Below are 18,654 nucleotides of genomic sequence, written 5' to 3' on the forward strand. Positions count from 1 at the left end.
TAATTGGTTTAGCGGTGAGTAGTTAATAAGCCCGCAGCGAATGAAACCATTCAACTGCTCACCACTTACTATTCACTAACCTCCCTTAATGCAAATAAAAAAATTATTTTTGCTAAAACGCTATATATGATGTCTTATTCGTGTAAAACAACACTTATTTATGTAAGTTTTTTTGTGTGCCTGGTATTTGCCGCCTGCAACCGCAATAAAAAGGTTGATGTAAGCAATATCCCGGTTGATGTAAAGGTTGAACGCTTTGATAAAGATTTCGACCAGTTACGCACAAAACCACTTACCCCGCAAATAGCTGCACTACAAAATAAGTACGGTGCGTTTTACCAGGATTTTATTGAACGCGTAATTAAAATAGGTAGTACTGCCGATACAAATTATTACAAAAACCTGCACGATGTTTTTGCGGGTAAGGCATACACCGATCTTAAACACGATGTTGACGCCGCTTACCCCAATACCGATAAACTTAATGCTGAACTAACTGATGCGTTTCGCCATATAAAATATTACTACCCGCAAAAGCAATTGCCAAAAGTGTATACTTACTTTTCTGGCTTCCAGGCGCAAACTACTATTGGCGATGGTTATTTTGGCATCGGGCTCGATCTTTTCCTGGGTGCCAACTCGCGTTTTTACCCGGCCCTGGTAGAGAGCTTTCCGCGTTATATATCGCGCCGTTTTACACCCGATAATATTACCCCGCGCGTGGTAGAAGGCATGGCCCGGGAGGATATGTTCCCGGAGAATGAACGGGATAATTCGCTGCTATCCAAAATGGTTTATAGCGGCAAAATATTATACTTTATGGACAAAATATTACCCGATGTGGCCGATTCTACTAAAATTGGTTACACCGCGCAGCAATTAAAATGGTGTGAGGATTTTAAGGGTAATATCTGGGGGTACTTTTTAGAAGAGAACCTGCTTTACGAAACTGATTTTCAGAAGATACAAAAGTACCTGAACGAGGCACCTTTTACCCCCGGCCTTGGCGACAGCAACGATTCGGCACCGAAACTTGGAGTGTGGACAGGCTGGCAAATAGTAAGGCAATATATGGATAAGCACCCCAGCGTAACCCTGCCCCAGCTAATGGCCGAGCGGGATGCCCAAAAGATCCTGAACGAATCAAAATACCGTCCTAAGAATGTTAAAGAGTAGCGTTGCTATACCGTCTTGTTCCATTTCTAAAACGGGACAAGCGGGACAACTTTAATATATTGATAATCAGATAGTTATTACTGACAAAATCTTGTCAGTATCTCAAGTAAAGCTTCATGATTTTTTGGTTTAAAAACTCATAAGCAATGATTTATAAAATTCGGTTTTTGTTCCATTTTTTTGAAAATGGAACAAGTCAAGTGAACAGGCAAACCTAACATGATTTTTCCTGACTTTTTTTCGCCCTTTTTCGCCCTTGATACGGCCTTTTTGGGTGCGTATTGGCAAGAATAAATCAAAGCGGATATTTATTACAAAAACCTAATAATCAGCTTTTTACAAAAGTAAGGTCTGTCCCATTTTGTCCCGAATGGAACAAAATGGGACAGACTTTTTTCGAAATTTGAGCTTAAAGCCCGGGCTCAACTGCAATTACCGGAGATGCGAAGTATCGCGTCTCTACAAAAGATAACCCACAAAAAAAGCGCTGCCAAAATGGTAGCGCTTTTTTATATCGTATAAAAGATTCTTATTTCAGGATGCCAAAAACAGCTTTAAGGCACAAGCCCGATGCAACTAATAAGATCAGGTTTGAAATTAATGTAGCATGAGGAAACTCTGCAAAACGTAAGTATACACCTACTAAACCTATAACAATGGTAAGAACTAAAAATGTATAGTGGCTTACTGAATTAGCGTTTTCTGTTGACTGTTGCATTTGCTTATGTATTTGGCACAAAAATATAAATGTTTACCGAAAAAGCGATAATCTTTTTTATGAATTAACAGCCTTTTCTTTCTTGCTCCATCCCTGCGGCAGGTTCTCTTCAATCTCGATGTTCTCGAACTCGGCGCTGGCCCTTGAGCCAACCACTTTTGCCCAGGCAGCCATTTTAGCTATGCCCTCTTCTAAACTTACATTTTTGCTGTTACCAAACACTTTAGCAGCTTTAGAGTGGTCGCTGTGCGCGTGTAAAACTTCTTTACGGGCTTCAAGGTGGGTAACTTTTGGTTGCACGCCAAGTTCTTTGGCAACAACCTGTACCAGTTCGTTAACGGTGTAAGGCCTGTCGGCACCAACGTTAAATACTTCGTTGTAAGCGGCAGGTACGTTTACGCAATTGGCAATGTGCGGGGCAACATCATCAATATAGCTGAACGCGCGGGTTTGCTCGCCATCGCCAAAAATGGTCATTGGTTTTTCCTGCATTATCTGGTTCATAAAAATACCGATCACGTTACGGTACTTATCGCCAATGTTCTGGTTCTCGCCATACACATTATGCGGGCGGAAGATCACCGAGTTTAAACCAAACATGTGTTTAGCGGCTTTCAAATCCATCTCTACAGCATATTTAGCTACACCGTAAGGGTCTTCGGGCTGTGGCACCATGCTCTCCAGCATTGGCAGCTGGCCTGCGCCGTATACCGCTATAGATGAGGTAAACACAAAGCATTTAACTTTATATAATACAGCCAGGTTAATCAGGTTAACAGATCCAATAAGGTTGTTATTGTAATTAAACCTGCGGATAAAATGCGATAAGCCTTCGGCGGCATAAGCTGCCAGGTGGTACACATAATCGAACTTATGCTCGGCAAATAATTTCTCTAACAGCTCCACATCATTTATTGACCCTACAATAAACTCAACACCTTCGGGCACATGGTCTTCAAAACCGCCGCTCAGGTCATCTAAAACAACAACCTTGTGGCCAAGGTTTAAACAATGCTTTGCTACGTGCGAGCCTATGAACCCGGCGCCGCCGGTTACCAGTGATGTGATCATAATTGTATAAGTATTCTGTTTAGTTTAAATGATTAGTTTTTATTGTGCCTTTCCCAAAGTTAGCGTTATTAGTAAATACAAAAGCATTTACTTAACACCGACGGGTTGTGCCGTTGCTGCAACAGCTTGCAAAAACCAGGCCGCGTGCGGTATCCATTGCTCTGTCCAGCGCCATTCGTCGCCTTTGGCTTCGGTTTTAAAATCGATACCCGAGCCATCAGGGTTGCCATCCTTACCTGTAACACCGTTAGAAATGCCGCCGCGCTGAGAACCATGCCCAAAATTTGATGCCATGTACGGCACATTATTTTTACCAAATCCATAAATAAAACAACGGTTGTAGGGGTTGCCACCCATTATCCATGATAATTGCTGTGAAGCATACGCACCAAGTGTTGACTTAATTCCCCAGTTAGCCTGCGCCGGGTAAGCCAGCCTGCCGCCCACAATTGCCGCGGTAGCTAACGAGCCGAGGCGCGCGTTCTCGCCCTGCCACCACCAGCCGGTTTCGTTCTCATGCGGAATGAAAAAGCCATCCTTTACCTTACCTTTAAACATAAAGCTTTGGCGGGCATAACCAAATGGGTTACTTACCTTAGCGGTTACCGCCAGGTTATAATCTAAAGCCTGTTTTATAGTTTTTAACGCTTCCGCGCGATGCGTTTCATCTTTTTCTGCATCCAAATACCTGGATAAGGCCACAATGGGCAGCCCCGCGTCAGATGCGTGCCAGTAAGGCCTGCCCGCATCATTTGCCAGGAAGTATCCGGCAGGGCTCATCCTTTTGTTAAGATTTGTGGCGCGTTTGCGGGCCTCATCACGGTATAGCGTATCATTGGTAGCTATCCAAAGTTCGGTAGCGGCCATCAGTGCGCAGTAATCGTCAATAATATTTTCTTTGCCGTCGTCATCGTATTGGGTATTATATAGCAGGAGGTGTGCGAACGCTCGTTTGGCGCCATCAAGATATTGCTGCGAGGTAAAGTTGCCGTCTTTTTTCCATTGAGAGATACGGGCCAATGCAGCAATAGCCATCCCCCCGCCTTCGCGGAACGCGCATTGGTACTGGTTGGTAGTAATGCTGTTTGCCAGCAAACCCACTACCCTGCGCGCGGCCGGGTTTTTATCAAAATAGCTAAACACGATCATATAGAAATAATCATCGTCAGACAGTGCCCGCATCATATAATCGGCACCATAAAGCGCTTCCTTATCTAATGAATCTTTGAGGTTCCATTTGGTTAGCAGGGCGGGGATCTTATCAGATGTACTCACCATAGACCAGGTAACCAGCGGGATTTGCTGGGGCGACATATAGTTGGCATAAGCCAGGTGCGAAAAGTACTTGCTTACATCGCCCGATGCATCGCACCAGCCGCCGCGCATATTAACTGTTTTATTGCTGCCAAAAAGCTGCAGGTTCATATCGGCAGTAAGCTCTTGCGGGGTATTGGCGCGTTGCTTATTGTAATAATGTATAATGGCCGAGAGCGTTTGTTTGGCCAAAGCGTTCTCGCCAATTTCAAACTTGTAAGAGGTGTAAAGCGCGCCTGCAACTTTTATCCGCAGGGTGTATTTGCCCGCCTTGGCGAAGGTTGAAAAATCTGCCTTGTAAAACACCTTTCCGGGGCGCCAGTCGGTAATAACCTGGGGTGCGCCCAATATGCCTGTAAAAGCAATTTTACCGGCGGCATCAATCAAGCTAAAAGGAAGTTTACCTATTGCCTTAACATCTAACTGCACTACAGCCGTTTTTGGCGCGTTGCTATCAAATGCAATTTGGTTTACGTAAATAACAGGTTTTGCATAAGTGATGAATGGGTGTATCAAAAACAAGCTGAACAGCAATGCCTTATAAAGACTTTTCATTTTTTTTGTGAGATTGACGTTTAGATGCAAAAAGGCCGCAACACCTTTATTTAAAAGATATTGCGGCCTAAAAATAAGCTATTTTAGCAATCAATCAATTTTTTATCGCCCAAACTGATACCGAGCCCGGGCGTACAAAAAATTCGGCCCAGCCATCATCGCCAATAGTTATCTCGGCATCGTGCTTGCCCAGGTAATCAACAAAAACTTTACCGGCATGGCGCTGGCCAATTTCCATCTTTTTATTGCCTTCCTCTCCATTTGATATCACTACCGCGCAGCCTGAGTTTTCGTGTTCGTCGTCGCCTTCGCGTGTCCAGCCTATGCAGTTAGGGTGGTCAAAATAATCGCGCTGCTGGCCATAAGCAATATGCTTGCGGGCGTATAGCAGGCTTTCCAGTTCGCCAACCGGGGCCAGTATTATTTCGTGGTCGTTGCCATCTTCGCCTTTGTCGGTATATTTTGAGCCGTACAGGTCGGGGTAAAACACACACGGGTACCCACTTTCGCGCAGCAAAATAAGCGCGTAACCTATTGGCTTAAACCAATAATCAACCGGTTGGGTTAATGATTGCAGCGGTTGGGTATCGTGGTTCTCAACCAGTGTAACTGCCCTGTCGGGGTTAGCTGCTACCAGCGTATTATCAAATATGGTGGTCAGGTCGTAGCTATTGCCCTGTACCGATGCCTCGTGCAGGTTATTGTGCAGCGGCGCGTCAAAAAGCGACATGCGGCCGGCGGTAGCTTCAATGTATTCCAGTAATAAGCTTACCTCGTAACTCCAGTATTCGCCAACCGTAAATAGTTCTTCGCCTGTCTCGCCACGCATGTGATCCAGCCAGTCGTTATAAAAATCGAAAGAGATATGTTTAATGGCATCCAGGCGCATCCCGTTAAAGCCAACCGTATCGTGGTACCATTTACCCCAGCGTTTTAATTCGTCGCGCACGGCGGGGTTACGGGTATCAATATCATCCAGCATCAGGTAATCAAAGTTGCCGTTCTCATCGCCCACAACATCCTCCCAGGCTTCGCCATATTGGTTTTGTATGCTGAAGATAGCGTTCTCGCCGGTAGCATTATCATGGTCAACCCCGCTAAAGCATTGCCAGTCCCACACAAACTGCGAGTAATTGCCCTGCCTGCCGGGAAAGGTAAATTTAGTGAACGCCTCTATCTCGTATGGCTCGCTTGTAAACTCGTTCCGGTTTTCGGGGTTTACCTTGCGTACAGTAACTTTTTCGGCTTCGTCTGCCCCGCCCATATGGTTTAGCACCACATCAACATATACGTTTAAACCTGCCCCTTTTGCTGCCTGTACTGCCTCCAGTAATTGCTGTTTTGTACCGTATTTGGTACGTACCGATCCCTTTTGATCAAACTCGCCAAGGTCATATATGTCATAAACATCGTACCCTACCGAGTACCCGCCTGCCGCACCTTTTTGTGCCGGTGGCAGCCATACTGCATCTATCCCTATACTTTTCAACCTACCCGACTCGTTTTTTAAATGCTCCCATAAACTTCCGTCGCCGGGGTAGTACCATTCAAAAAACTGTAGCATTGTAAAATTTTCCATGTGCCAATATAATTTATCACCGTACAACTTAAGCAGCGGCTTTTAGTTTTGGGTAGATATAAAAAAATCTTTATTTGTTCGCCCTTCAATAATATTTTTCGGCCTTGTTAACTTTAGTCACCTTGCTTTTATGGATACCAACATATTTATATATCTTGAATTTTTAAGAAAAACGCTGTTACCATTACCCGGCGTAACCGAAAAACCGGCTTACGGCACACCTGCCTTTTATGCGGCAAAAAACTATTTGCCCGCATAAAAGAAGACGGCGAAACCCTGGCCATTACAAGCGGCGAGCGAAATAAATGGATGCGCCTATATCCCGACGTATACTTTGGTACCGACCATTATTTAAATTATGATTATGTATAGGCCCACCTGGCTAAAGCCGTGCCCGAACAATTAACGGAGGTGCTGTTGATTGCATACAAGACCAGGGCTACTAAAAAACTGATAGCGGAGTTTGAAAGAAATAACCTGTAACATAAGTTGTTTATTGGCATCATACTTGTAATTAACCCTATATACATTTACCAAAAAAACATAAACATCATGGGCTTATTAAAATTTATAGCGGTTGGCGCAGCCATCGGGTACGGGATAAACTACATTACCAAAAAAGGCCCTGACGGCCGCTCCATCCTGGATGATATTACCGAGGATGCACCACAATGGTTTGAAAAAGCTAAAAACTTTGCAACCGAAAAGGTAGAGCAGGTTGTAGAGCAAGCACGCCCTAACGGCGGATATTGATCATCAGCCGTAGTTATTATAAAAAAGCAAAGCCAGCCTAATAATAGGCTGGCTTTGCTTTTAGCTACCTGTTATTATTCATCGCCTTCGTAAAAACAGGGGGCAATGGCTACTGATAACAGTGCAGGCATATGTTTATCAAGCAGCTTCTTCCACCAAAACTGGTACTGCCTCGGGTATGTTACCCGGCTTTTATTGTCTTTACGGCAAAGTTCTTCAAGGGCAAGCAGCTTATACATCACCTTTCGTGAATGGTCAACCACGGCGTGCGATCGCCTGGTGTAACCCAGCATTAAGTTAATTTCCCGATTGGTTTTTCCCAGCAAAATGTAGCTGAAAATATCAATGTGATGTGTTGAAAACCCCTTGGTTTTAAGGGTTGGTCTGGTAATTGCAATCGCGTTTTTCATAGTTATGTCCCTTATTCTAATTCCCTTATTCTAATTTTAACACCTTAAATTCTGTACGTCTGTTTAGCTGCCTTCCTTCGGGGTTGTCCTTTCCGTTAGGTAAAGTATTTGGTGCGATAGGCCTGCTTTCGCCATAACCTTTCGCGTAGATGCGACCCTCTTCTATCCCCATCGATATGATGTAATCCACGCATGCCTGGGCACGTTTTTGAGATAGCCTGTAATTGTATTTGTCGCTGCCTTTCGAGTCGGTATGCGCGGCCAGTTCAACCTTTATCTTAGGGTTGTCCTTCATAATGGTTACCAGCTCATTCAGCACCAATTTCGATTCGGCCCGGAGTGTGGCCTTGTCATAATCATACAGTACATTTTTGATGACGATAGCCTTATCTACTTTAAAGGCCTGCAGGCATATTTCGGGGTTAAACAGGGTATCGCCCTTCATCTCGCCCGATGCGGGGGCGGGCAGCACTTTGCTGAAATACCCGGTTTTTTCGAGTACTAAATTGTACGGTCTGCGGTTTTTTACATCAAAGCTGTAGCGTGCGGTTTTATCGGTTACTATCTGTTTGATGGTTTGTTTGGTAAGTGAGTCAACAAAGCTCACCTTTACCCCGGGCAGGGCTTTACGGGTATCGCAATCAACCACTATACCGGTAAGCATGTGGCGCTTGTCGTTCACCTCAAAAAGGTTCAAACAGCAGTCAGATTCCCTGTCGCTGCTGATGTAGAATTTGTTTAGGTCAGCATTATCGGGCACATAGTATAGGTCGTCCTTGGCGGAGTTCATGGGATAACCCATGTTTACAGGTGTTGTCCATTTGCCGTCGCCGTTAAAGCTTTCAAAAAAATCAAAGCCGCCCAGGCCTAAAAAGCCTTTTGAGCTGTACACAAGCCTTTTATTCCGGATATCATAATAAGGCGCCTGCTCATTCATACTGGTGTTTATCGCATCGCCCAGGTTGCGCGAATTGATGGGGTTACCATCGCTACCCAGATCGGCCACCCATATATCATCGCCCCCCAGCCCGCCGGGTTTGGTAGATACAAAATACAGTTGCTTGCCATCGGCAGTTACAAAGGGCTGTATAGCGTTATAGCCATCGGCATTTACATTGGCGTTCAGTTTTTGCGGGGTGCCCCATTCGGCCCCTTCTATTTTACTGGTGTAAATAGCGTAAGTGGATTTATTGCCTGCCTTAAACCAGCGGGTAAAATACATACGCTGGCCATCAGGTGCTAATGATGACGTACCATACTCCAGGTCTTTAATATTTTCATCGGTTTTAAACTTAATTATCTGTGGCTCGCCGCCATCCTTATTGGCTGTAGTATAAATACGGTTCAGGTGCGTTTTATCATCCTTTACAAACCTTGATGAGGTAAAATAACTGTTCCCATCGCGCTGCCAAAGGGCGTAGTCAGACCCATCCGAATTCCACGATCCGCCGCGTTTGGCAACATCTATCAGCAAAGGGTATTTGTATTGCTCTTTAGCGAAGTTGCAGTTACGAATTTCCCTCTCGGCGATGGCTTTGTATTTGGCATCGCCTTTATAAGCCAGGTTAAACCGGGTAAGCTGTTTTATAGCCTCGTCAAAATTCTGTGTGGCGCGCAGGCATACGCCATACCAAAGGCGGCTAAGCGGATACTGCGCTTCGTTATTTTCATCAAGCACTTTATAGTACCACGGCCCGGCTTCCAGGTAGTTCTCATACCCCCGGTACGATTCGCCAAGGCGATAACAGATATAAGCCCTTTCTTCGGGCTTACCACCCTTTATATCCCTTTTTGCCGATTTACCGCCACCTGTATAGGGGATGGATTGCTGTGTGATCAGGCTCATGCCCTCGGCTGCTTTGCGGTAATAATAAGCGGCTTCGTACCAGTCTTTATTATCAAAAGCTTTATCGCCTAAAGCCCGGGGATTATCTTTACTGTACTGCGCTTTAGCTGCTATACAGTTGCCAAGTATTAATATTATAAGTAATATCTTTTTCATATTGATAAGGTTATAGCCGTGGGCAAACTGGTTCAGGTTCCTGGATCCGTCTTCTGAATACATAACTTATAGACAGCTCTAAACCGCCCTGGCCAAAGGTGGCGCGGTTTAATGATGAGGTATTAAAATCATAGCTGGCTCCTATAATAAGGCTGTTGATATGGTAACCCACGTTAGCTACCGCGGCATCCTTAAAGCGGTACATACCGCCCAGTATCAGCCCTTTTTCGGCATTGATCTTAAACTCCGAATAGGCGCCAACGGCTTTTTCTTCGGCCTTTTGCTGGCGCATATAAATAGCGTGTGGTATCAGGTCGAAATAATCATTGGCTTTAATACGTACCCCGGCGTGGGCTGTCCACCGTACGGGCAGTATTGTAGCCACACCGCTGTTCATGGATATCGGGTCTTTTGACCGGGTTAAGTGGGCCGCGCTTACGCCACCGAAAAAGTTAGCGCTGTGCAGTGGGTCGCCGTCGTAATAAAAGACCCCCGCGCCTGCATCAAAAATGGTGGCATTTGTGTTCAGGAAATTCTCGTTACTGGGCAGGGTTGGGTCGAACCCGCTGCTGGGGTTAAACTGGCTACCAAACTGTGCCTTGCCTGCATCAAAGCTTCGGTTTATAACCCCCGCCTGTACGCCAAAACTCAGTTTTTTAAACCCGTCGTTTGATACCGCTATGGCATAACCAAACGAGCCATATGCAGCGAAATAGTTATAACCGATATCGCCCGCCGCCTGGTTTATTACATTGAAGCCCAGGCCAACTTTATCGGTAGGCCGGTAATCAACCGAGAGCGCACCTGTTTGATAGGCATTGTTGATGTTGGCGTATTGGTTTTTAAAATTTCCGTTAACGCGCAAGTCGCCGTTTATAACACCGGTTAAGGCCGGGTTAAGGTATAGCGGGTAAGCATAATATTGCGAAAAATGCGGATCTATCTGTGCCATCAGGCGGCTGGCCGCTCCAACCTGGAGCAGCGCCGCTATTATTATGATGATTATTTTTTTCATGTATAGATATGTTTTAGGTGATGTATTTGGCTTATCGTATAAGGGTAACAGTGCCTTTCTTTTTAACTACCTGGCCACTATCAAGCGTTACCTCAGCGTAGTACACGTAAACGCCTACCGGCTGCGCGTGGCCTTTATAAGTACCATCCCATCCGGCGGCCTTATTGGTTGTGCGGAACTGCAGTTCGCCCCATTGATCGTAAACCGAGAAGGTGAGTTTCTGAATAGTGTTACCATACACGTACAGCACATCGTTGTTACCATCGCCATTGGGTGTAAAGGCATTTGGTATGAATATGCCATCGCCAAACGGATTGGCCGCAGTGCCGGTTACCGCTGTTGAATTAGCACCCAGCTGGCAGTCAACATTACCTACCGCACGCACTATAATGGTTACCGATTGGTTTGGATTTAAGCCTGTAACCGTATGGGTTAAGCCTGCCGCGCCCGAACTTGGATCGCTAAACGTTAGGCCATTATCCAGGCTAACCTGGTAACCCACGGCACCCGCAACGGCACCGTAAGTAAAGGTTACGCTTGATGGGGTACTGGTTAACACACTCACTGTTGGTGCAGCCAGCGGACCAAGGATGGTTACGGTTACCGGTGTACGGTTGCCCGATGCGCAACCTGTGGCAGTACTTACCGCTTCGGCATAATAAGTGGTGTTGGTACTTAGCACCGGAGTGTTAAAGCTGTTGCCTGAGGCTAACGCCGTGCCGCCGGTTGCTGCCGCATACCATTTTATAGTACTGCCGGCAGGTGGGGTAGCGGTTAATGTGGTTGCATTATTAGGGCATATCTGCGTACCCGTTGCGGAAGCCTGCGGCGCATTTGGCAATGCGTTTACAGTTACCACCACCATGGTGCGGCTTGCAGATGGGCAACCGTCATCATTAATGGCTTCTACATAATAAGTAGTATTAACATTCAGATTTGGCGTTACATAGCTTGTGCCGGTAAACGCCGCAGTACCACCTGTTGCTACAGTGTAGAATTTATAAGTGTAGCCTGCCTGTGCATCGGTAACGGTAAGCGTTGCTGCGGTCCCCTGGCATGTTTGTACCGGGTTGCCGTTTGCAATAACCGGCGGTGCAGGTGCAGGGCGTGTGGTTACCTGTACTTGCGCAAGGTTACTGCTGCTGCAACCTGCCGTATTAAAGGCCGCCACATAGAAGTTTGTAGTTGCGTTTACTGGGTCGGTTACATAGGTTGTACCGGTAAATAACACGGTAGTTTGCGCCGGCGAATCGTACCACTTGTAGGTTATACCGGCCTGCGGCGAACTCACCCTTAATGTAGCGCTGGTGCCTAAACATACTGCTACAGTTGGCGACTCTACAGTCGGGTCATTCGGCAGCGGACTAACCGTTACCGTAACCGGTGTACGGGCCGATGGGTTACAGTTACCCGCGCTTACAGCTTCAACATACAAAGTGGTTGTGCCGGTAATAGTTGTGGTAAACTGTGTACCGGTATATAATAAGGTACCGCCAACTGATGCAGTGTACCAACGGTAAACCAAATCTGGCTGCGGGCTGGCAATGCTGATAGTAATGTCTGAGCCATTGCAGGCAACTAAACCACCTGCCGGCGCTTGTACCTGCGGAGGTGTTGGCGGCGTTGTTACAGCAATATCTGTACGGGTGCGGGTTGCACTGGTACAGGTGCCGTTTGTTGCTTCTACAAAGTATGATACATCGGCAGTTACATTATCAATAGTAAAGCTTGTACCTGTATGCACTAATGTGCCATTTGTAGCCGCTGTATAGAAGTTATACTGCTGCCCTGCAATTGGGTTGTTTACACTGATAGTTACACTACCGCCTGCGCAAACCTGTGTGGTTGTTGCACTTAAAGTTGGCGCGTTAACAGTACCACTAACAGTGACATCAACACGGGTGCGGCCGCCATTATTTGTACAGCCTGCGGCTGTTGCAGCTTCTACATAATAACTGGTGTTTTGGGTGATAGGGCCTGTTGATACAGTAGCGCCGGTAAGTTCTATAGCCCCACCTGTTGCAACGGTGTACCAATTATATATAACGCCCGCTTCGGGGGTTTGAACCGTTAATGTAGCCGGGCTGCCAGAACATACCAGCACATTGTTTGATGCAACCCCTGGTTTAGACGGACGAGGGTTTACAGTTATTGTAGCCTGGGTACGTGCCGGGCTGGTACATACGCCGTTTGATAATTCGGCAAAGTAGCTCATGGTAGTAACCGGCGATACAATATAGCTTGGGCCCGTAAACAATAGGTTGCCGTTTGTTGCAGCACTGTACCATTTTACAATAGATGTGCCCGGATTGGTTACAGTCAGGGTCACATTGTCGCCCGCGCAAATTGTAGTTGCGGTTATGTTTAGCGTTGGGTTAACCGGCGATGGTGTAACATTTGCGGCTACTGATACCCTGTTAGGGTTAGCGCAACCATTTGATGTACGGCTGGCCTCAACAAAATAGTTTTGTGTACTGTTAAGCACATCTGTGGTAAATGTTGTACCGCTGCCTTCAATAGTACCGCCTACAGCAGCCGAGTACCACCTGTAAGTTACGCCTGCTTTTGGATTACTTATGGTGAACGTAGCTTTGGTACCCGAGCATATATTTACGGTAGATGCTGTTACAGTTGGCGCATCTACCTGCTTACTGGCGTAATATATATCGGTTGTGTTAAACAACGCGGCTACAGCACTATTCAATCTTATTTCAATACGATCGAAAGCTGCACCAGGTGCAAAACGGATCAGCCCTACCTGACCGCCTGCCAGGATCCGCAGTTTTATCAGACTGCTGGTCAGGTTGATTCGGTCGCCATTATAGGTTACGCCGTTATAAGATGCTATCTGAAGTTGATTTAACACACCCACTGTAGCAAGTGAAGCGGGGATACCAATTTTAACGGTAACACTGTCGCCGGCTAAACCGCCGTCGCTAAATATCAGCATCTGGCTTACGTGAGAACCAACTATTGCTACCGGTAGAGTTATACGGCCAAATGTTGTGGTATCAGCATCTACCGAGTTGTTAGGGTTTACTACCGTACAGCCTACACAAAGCACTCCGCCATTAACATCAATCGTCTGTGTATTAGCAAAATCGCACGAGGTAGAGAATATGGGGTTAACCGTAACTGTTACCTGTGTGCGGGTTGGGCTGGTACAGCCTGTTGCGGCCAGTACGCTCTCTACATAATAAGTGGTGCTTGATGTGAGTGCGGGTGTGGTGAACGTGTTACCTGTATGTATAGCAGTACCGCCTGTTGGCGATGTATACCATTTGAAGATAGCGCCCGCAGTGGTAGATGTTGCGGTTAAAGTTGCAGTTTGCCCGGATACGATCTGCCCGCCGGCCGGGTTAATGGTTACAACAGGTGTAACCGGGGTGGGGTTAACGGTAACATCTGCTTTTGCCCTGGCTGGGCTAACACATGTACCCGATGCGGCTTCAACATAGTATGATCTGCTGGCGGTAAGCTCAGGCGTGGTGAATGTTGCGCCCGTAAATATTGGTGCACCACCTGTTGCGGCGTTGTACCAGTTAAAGGTTACCCCCGGCTGGGTTGATGTAGCAGTTAACACTGCAACCGAACCCGAGCAGGTTTGTGTTGGGTTTTGCGATACCGTTGGTACCAATGGTGTTGAAGTAACATTGGCAGTTACCTGTGTACGGGTTGAGCTTCCGCATGCCCCGCCGCCTTGCGCTTCTACATAATAAACAGTAGTAGCCGTAAGTGGCCCGGTTACAAATGGGTTAGCTGTTGATACCGGTGCGCCACCTGTTTGTGTGGTGTACCATGCAAAGGTTACCCCCGTTACAGCATTCGCTGTAAATGTTGCCGGTTGGCCCGAGCATATGGTTACGGTTGGTGTATTTACCACCGGTGCGGCCGGTGTTGGCGTAACATTAACAACTACCGGTGTACGTATTGTTTGTGTACAGCCATCGGCAGTACGGCTGGCTTCGGCGTAGTAAGTACGGGTTGCATTTAATACCGGTGTATTAAAGGTTGCACCGGTAGCCACCGGCGAGCCTCCCTGCGCTGTAGTGTACCATTTTACGGTAACGTGGGCAGGTACCGTTGCAATAAGGGTTGCCTGTGTGCCGGCACATGCGGTAACCTGAGTTACAGCAATAACAGGTTTGGCCACCTCCTGCGCGGCATCATAAATATTTAAAGAGTTAAATACTCCTGCTACGCCCGAGTTAAGCCTGATCTCGATCCTGTCGAAATCGGCATTAGCTTTAAAGGCTACAGTGAAACGGCTTACACCATTAAGCAAGGTTATCTTGACAAGTGCGCCGTTTACAGTAGTCCTGTCGTTATTAAAGGTAGCACCGTTATAGGTAGCCAGGCTTATTTGTGATAGTACACCTACACTTGCCAGTGAACCCGGCACGCCCAGTTCAACCACAACGCTATCGCCGGCGCGGCCGGTATTTGCAAAGCGGAGTACCTGTTCGGCATAGCCACCTAAAACACCTATCGGCACGTTAAGTTGCGAGAAGGTGTTCCGGTTATTATCGATAGAACCATTAGGGTTACTGATTCCGCATAGTGCGCAAAGCAAGCCGCCGCCAACCGCATTGGTTTGGCTGATAGCTGCATCGCAAGGAACAGGGTTGTTTGTAACGGCATTGAGTGTTATAGCACCAGGTGCTCTTGTTGCCGATTTTACACCCGTTGCAGTAACTACAGCTTCGGCATAATAGGTTGTTGGGGTAAATACCGGTGGTGTATTAAAGGTAGCACCGGTGTACACAATATCGGTACTTACCGCGCTTGTGTACCAGTTAAAGGTAACACCCGGTGTGGTTGATGACGCGGTAAGCGTAGCCGAAGTACCCGGATCAACAGCCTGTGTTGGCGGCACTACAGTTACATTTGGTACAACAACCGGCGTTACGGTTACCGGTACCACGGTCCTGTCGGGCGATGGGCAACTTCCCAATACCGCCTCAGCATAATATGTTTTATTTAGTGTTAAAGCCGGTGTGGTAAAAGTACTGCCTGTAAATACAGCTGTACCACCTACCGGGCCCTCGTACCATTTGATGATAGCGCCTGTTGCGGCCGTAGCCTTAAAAGTAGCGGTTTGGCCTGCTGTGATAGTGGCATTGGCCGGTATTACAATAGGTTTGGCAGGCGGATCATTTACGGTTACGGTTATTGGGTAACGGGTAGGGCTAACGCAGGCTCCCCTGCTGTATTCGGCATAATAAGTTGTGGTGGTTGTTAAATTGCCGGTTGTATAAGTAGCACCGGTATGTTCAGATGCACCGCCCACAGGTACTGTGTACCATTTAATAATACCATTTGCACCTGTTGTAACCGTTAATGTTGCCGGGCTGCCGCTACAAATTTGCGGTGCGCCATCGGCAAATACCGGTGTTGGGTACTGCTGTACGGCGTAGTAAATATTTAGTGCAGTTAATAAGGTAGCAACACCCGATGTAAGCCTTACTTCTACCCTGTCATAAGCTGCCGTTGCACGCAGGTAAACCGCGTAACGGTTACCGCCGCCTAATAAACGTACTTTTATTAAAGCGTTATCAAGCGTGTAACGGCCAACTAAAGTTGCGCCATTATAAAGTGCTAATGATACACCACCGGCAACGCTTACATCGGCAAGGTTAACCGGACTGTTCAAAACTACTTTAACGGTATCGCCAGCAAAACCGGGTTGTTGAAACTGCAGCGTTTGTTGCGCGTAGCCTCCCAATAAACCGGCAATCACATGGAGAGATGAAGCGGTGGTAGTATCGGCATCGGTTGCTAACGCATTATTGGCGATAGAACAGCCTATACATAATCCGTTAACATCCGGCACCTGTACATTGGCAAACGTACAGGGCGAATTGTTATTAATGGTTACATTAATAGTAATAGCTGTACGGTTTACCGATTCACAACCCGCTGCGTTAAACGCTGCTACATAATAAGTGGTATTGGTATAAAGCTGCGGGGTAGTATAATTACTGCCGGTATGTACCTCCGTTGCTGCATTTGCAGATGTATACCACCTGTAAATAACGCCTGTTTGCGTATTGGTTACATTTATGGTAGCGGTTTGGCCCGCACTTACGGTTAGGTTATTGGCAGCAAGCACCGGGTCTGCCGGTTTTGGCGATACCGTAACATTTGCCTGTACCCTTGTGGCGCTTTCGCAGCCTGTGGCATTTACAGCGGCTGCAAAATAAACAGCATTGCTATGTAATACAGGGCTGGTAAAGTTTACACCTGTAAATAAAGATGTACCACCTGTTGATGTACTGTACCAGTTATACGTTTGCCCCGCCACCGGCGATGCAATTGAGAGTACGGCTACATCACCATCGCAAATGGTTACATTATTGGCGGTTAAGGTTGGCACAGCAGGTAATGTACTCAGGGTTGCGGTTACCTGGGTACGTGTTGGACTTGGACAAGTACCGCCGGTTATTGCTTCAGCATAAAACGGGGTTGTTGCGTTAATAGCATCTGTGGTAAAACTGTTACCGGTGGCTATTGGCGTGCCGCCTGTTGCAGCAGCATACCAGTTAATGGTAACCCCGCTTACCGGCTGTGCAGTAAATGTGACGGTACCGCCGGGGCATACGCTGATATTATTGTTGGTAATAACCGGCGCTACCGGGATAGGGTTAACCGTAACGGTTACCGGGGCACGTTCAGACTCATCTGTACAGCCCGCGCGCGCTGCGGATACGTAGTAAGTTGTAGTACCTGCTACAGCCGGTGAATAGGTAGCCCCTGTATGAACAGGGCTGCCCCCGGTTGCGGCAGTGTACCAGTTAAATGTTGTACCGGGCACATTGGCTGATGCTGTGAGTGTGACACTGCTGCCTGCACATATATTGGCATTATTAGTTACTACATTATTAAACTTAATAACCGGGCGTGGTATTAGCTTCTCGGCCTCATATAAGTTTAGGGTTGATAATGCGCTGGCCAGCCCTCCGCCTAAACGGAGCTGAACCCTGTCGAATGCTTTTGTAGGTGCATAGGTAATGGTTACCCTGCGCCTCCCCGCGGCGAGATCAAGCAAACGGAGGTTTATCAATGCCGAGTTGAAAAAGATTGCGTCGTTATTGCTTGTATTACCGTTATAACTAACAACGGATATATTAGCCAATACCCCGGCATCCAATATAGCCTGTGGTAGGGAGAGCGTCATCCGGATGGAGTCGCCTAAAACAGAAAGGCGTTCGTATATAACGGTTTGCTGTGCGTATGCGCCAACTGCCGCAACACCCGCGTTTAGGGTTGAAGCCGTGTTGATATTGCCATCAATCGCATTTTGCGGATTAGCAACGCCGCCTACATCAACGCCCAGGTTTAACAACCCTGCGGAAATACCATGTAATTCGTCGTAAGCATTGTTACAGGCTACACTTGCAGGCCCGTTGTAAAATGCCTCATACACATAAATGCTGCTTAAAAGGCTTAAAAGCCCTCCATTGAGCGTCACCCTTACTTTATCATAGGTTTGGGTTGGGGTTATACTAAGCTGCACCTGGTTGTTATTGCTTAAAGCGCTAACCAGTGTGGCTGCGGAGACGCCCCCGCCTACCGGGCTATTGCCGTTGTAGGGCCTGATGGTGATATTACCCAGCGCCGTAAGATCGAGCAGGTTATCGCCTGTACCAAGCTTAATGGTTAACGGCGTGTTTGCTGCGATCTTTACCGGAAAAATAAGTTCCTGGTAGGTTGATGCTAAAAGCCCCACCGGTACGTTAATGGTAGAGTGGGTTTGCAAATTGGCATCAATGGCCGAGGATTTGTTGTCTACAACGCAACCTGCGCATAACAAAGCTGTTGTGCCGCTTGCCTGTGTAGTTGCATAATTACGCTGTGCGTTAACTTTTATTGACGAGAATAACAGCAGGAATAGTAGAGCTACGTACCTGCTAAAAAAGGTAGAGGTTTTCATGCATAGAGTGTTAGGTATGTGATCTGTTACACCCCTAATTACGGACATGGCCCACTAAATGATTGAAAACACTTTGTTCAGTTATTTTTACATTTCTGCTTCCCGTTCACAACTAAATAATCCTGTTC

11 protein-coding genes are annotated in these 18,654 nt (G+C 46.9%); 3 read left to right on the top strand and 8 right to left on the bottom strand.

The genetic code is table 11. The features are described from left to right. The first annotated feature begins 126 nt into the window (after nt 1–126). Nucleotides 127–1,176, top strand: a complete 1,050-nt coding sequence (gldB, locus tag WC615_RS02500; protein WP_372976567.1) for a gliding motility lipoprotein GldB — start codon at nt 127–129, stop codon at nt 1,174–1,176. Between the two features lie 529 nt (nt 1,177–1,705). On the opposite strand, the gene WC615_RS02505 is transcribed toward gldB, so the two are convergent. The 4 genes from WC615_RS02505 to WC615_RS02520 all read right to left on the bottom strand — a co-directional run bounded on the left by WC615_RS02505 (nt 1,706) and on the right by WC615_RS02520 (nt 6,413). Beyond that, nucleotides 1,706–1,894, bottom strand: coding sequence for a hypothetical protein (locus tag WC615_RS02505; protein ID WP_372976568.1), 189 nt, complete (start codon nt 1,892–1,894; stop codon nt 1,706–1,708). 57 nt (nt 1,895–1,951) lie between these two features. After that, on the bottom strand, nt 1,952–2,965 hold the full coding sequence (locus tag WC615_RS02510) for an NAD-dependent epimerase/dehydratase family protein (RefSeq protein ID WP_372976569.1): 1,014 nt from the start codon (nt 2,963–2,965) through the stop codon (nt 1,952–1,954). 87 nt (nt 2,966–3,052) lie between these two features. Continuing rightward, nucleotides 3,053–4,834, bottom strand: coding sequence for a glycoside hydrolase family 9 protein (locus WC615_RS02515; protein WP_372976570.1), 1,782 nt, complete (start codon nt 4,832–4,834; stop codon nt 3,053–3,055). Between the two features lie 94 nt (nt 4,835–4,928). Further along, a complete protein-coding gene (locus WC615_RS02520) occupies nt 4,929–6,413 on the bottom strand; it encodes an alpha-amylase (RefSeq protein ID WP_372976571.1) in 1,485 nt (494 codons plus the stop codon). Nucleotides 6,414–6,543: 130 nt separating this feature from the next. Between WC615_RS02520 and WC615_RS02525 the strand changes: the two genes are divergently transcribed. Together WC615_RS02525 and WC615_RS02530 are read left to right on the top strand one after the other, a co-directional pair. After that, nucleotides 6,544–6,672 (top strand): hypothetical protein, encoded by a 129-nt coding sequence (locus WC615_RS02525; RefSeq protein WP_372976572.1) that lies wholly within the window; start codon nt 6,544–6,546, stop codon nt 6,670–6,672. Between the two features lie 293 nt (nt 6,673–6,965). Beyond that, on the top strand, nt 6,966–7,166 hold the full coding sequence (locus WC615_RS02530; protein WP_372976573.1) for a YtxH domain-containing protein: 201 nt from the start codon (nt 6,966–6,968) through the stop codon (nt 7,164–7,166). Nucleotides 7,167–7,240: 74 nt separating this feature from the next. Here WC615_RS02530 and WC615_RS02535 read toward each other — a convergent pair whose 3' ends face one another. The 4 genes from WC615_RS02535 to WC615_RS02550 are packed head-to-tail and all read right to left on the bottom strand — an operon-like array spanning nt 7,241 to nt 18,526. Continuing rightward, the gene (locus WC615_RS02535; protein ID WP_372976574.1) at nt 7,241–7,576 is read right to left on the bottom strand and encodes a hypothetical protein; all 336 of its coding nucleotides are present in this window, start codon (nt 7,574–7,576) and stop codon (nt 7,241–7,243) included. A gap of 25 nt (nt 7,577–7,601) precedes the next feature. After that, nucleotides 7,602–9,578: an OmpA family protein gene (locus tag WC615_RS02540; protein ID WP_372976575.1), complete on the bottom strand. Its 1,977-nt coding sequence runs from the start codon at nt 9,576–9,578 to the stop codon at nt 7,602–7,604. Nucleotides 9,579–9,588: 10 nt separating this feature from the next. After that, nucleotides 9,589–10,593, bottom strand: a complete 1,005-nt coding sequence (locus tag WC615_RS02545) for a PorP/SprF family type IX secretion system membrane protein (RefSeq protein ID WP_372976576.1) — start codon at nt 10,591–10,593, stop codon at nt 9,589–9,591. A gap of 31 nt (nt 10,594–10,624) precedes the next feature. Continuing rightward, nucleotides 10,625–18,526 (bottom strand): gliding motility-associated C-terminal domain-containing protein, encoded by a 7,902-nt coding sequence (locus WC615_RS02550; RefSeq protein ID WP_372976577.1) that lies wholly within the window; start codon nt 18,524–18,526, stop codon nt 10,625–10,627. Between the last annotated feature and the right edge of the window lie 128 nt (nt 18,527–18,654).

It is taken from the genome of Mucilaginibacter sp. (assembly GCF_041663085.1).
Lineage (GTDB): Bacteria > Bacteroidota > Bacteroidia > Sphingobacteriales > Sphingobacteriaceae > Mucilaginibacter.

What these genes read in the sequence shown, in the direction of transcription:
- WC615_RS02540 (WP_372976575.1), bottom strand. Translation starts at nt 9,578, where the DNA reads ATGAAAAAGATATTACTTATAATATTAATACTTGGCAACTGTATAGCA.
- WC615_RS02550 (WP_372976577.1), bottom strand. Translation starts at nt 18,526, where the DNA reads ATGAAAACCTCTACCTTTTTTAGCAGGTACGTAGCTCTACTATTCCTG.
- WC615_RS02525 (WP_372976572.1), top strand. Translation starts at nt 6,544, where the DNA reads ATGGATACCAACATATTTATATATCTTGAATTTTTAAGAAAAACGCTG.
- WC615_RS02505 (WP_372976568.1), bottom strand. Translation starts at nt 1,894, where the DNA reads ATGCAACAGTCAACAGAAAACGCTAATTCAGTAAGCCACTATACATTT.
- WC615_RS02545 (WP_372976576.1), bottom strand. Translation starts at nt 10,593, where the DNA reads ATGAAAAAAATAATCATCATAATAATAGCGGCGCTGCTCCAGGTTGGA.
- WC615_RS02535 (WP_372976574.1), bottom strand. Translation starts at nt 7,576, where the DNA reads ATGAAAAACGCGATTGCAATTACCAGACCAACCCTTAAAACCAAGGGG.
- WC615_RS02510 (WP_372976569.1), bottom strand. Translation starts at nt 2,965, where the DNA reads ATGATCACATCACTGGTAACCGGCGGCGCCGGGTTCATAGGCTCGCAC.
- WC615_RS02530 (WP_372976573.1), top strand. Translation starts at nt 6,966, where the DNA reads ATGGGCTTATTAAAATTTATAGCGGTTGGCGCAGCCATCGGGTACGGG.
- gldB (WP_372976567.1), top strand. Translation starts at nt 127, where the DNA reads ATGATGTCTTATTCGTGTAAAACAACACTTATTTATGTAAGTTTTTTT.
- WC615_RS02515 (WP_372976570.1), bottom strand. Translation starts at nt 4,834, where the DNA reads ATGAAAAGTCTTTATAAGGCATTGCTGTTCAGCTTGTTTTTGATACAC.
- WC615_RS02520 (WP_372976571.1), bottom strand. Translation starts at nt 6,413, where the DNA reads ATGGAAAATTTTACAATGCTACAGTTTTTTGAATGGTACTACCCCGGC.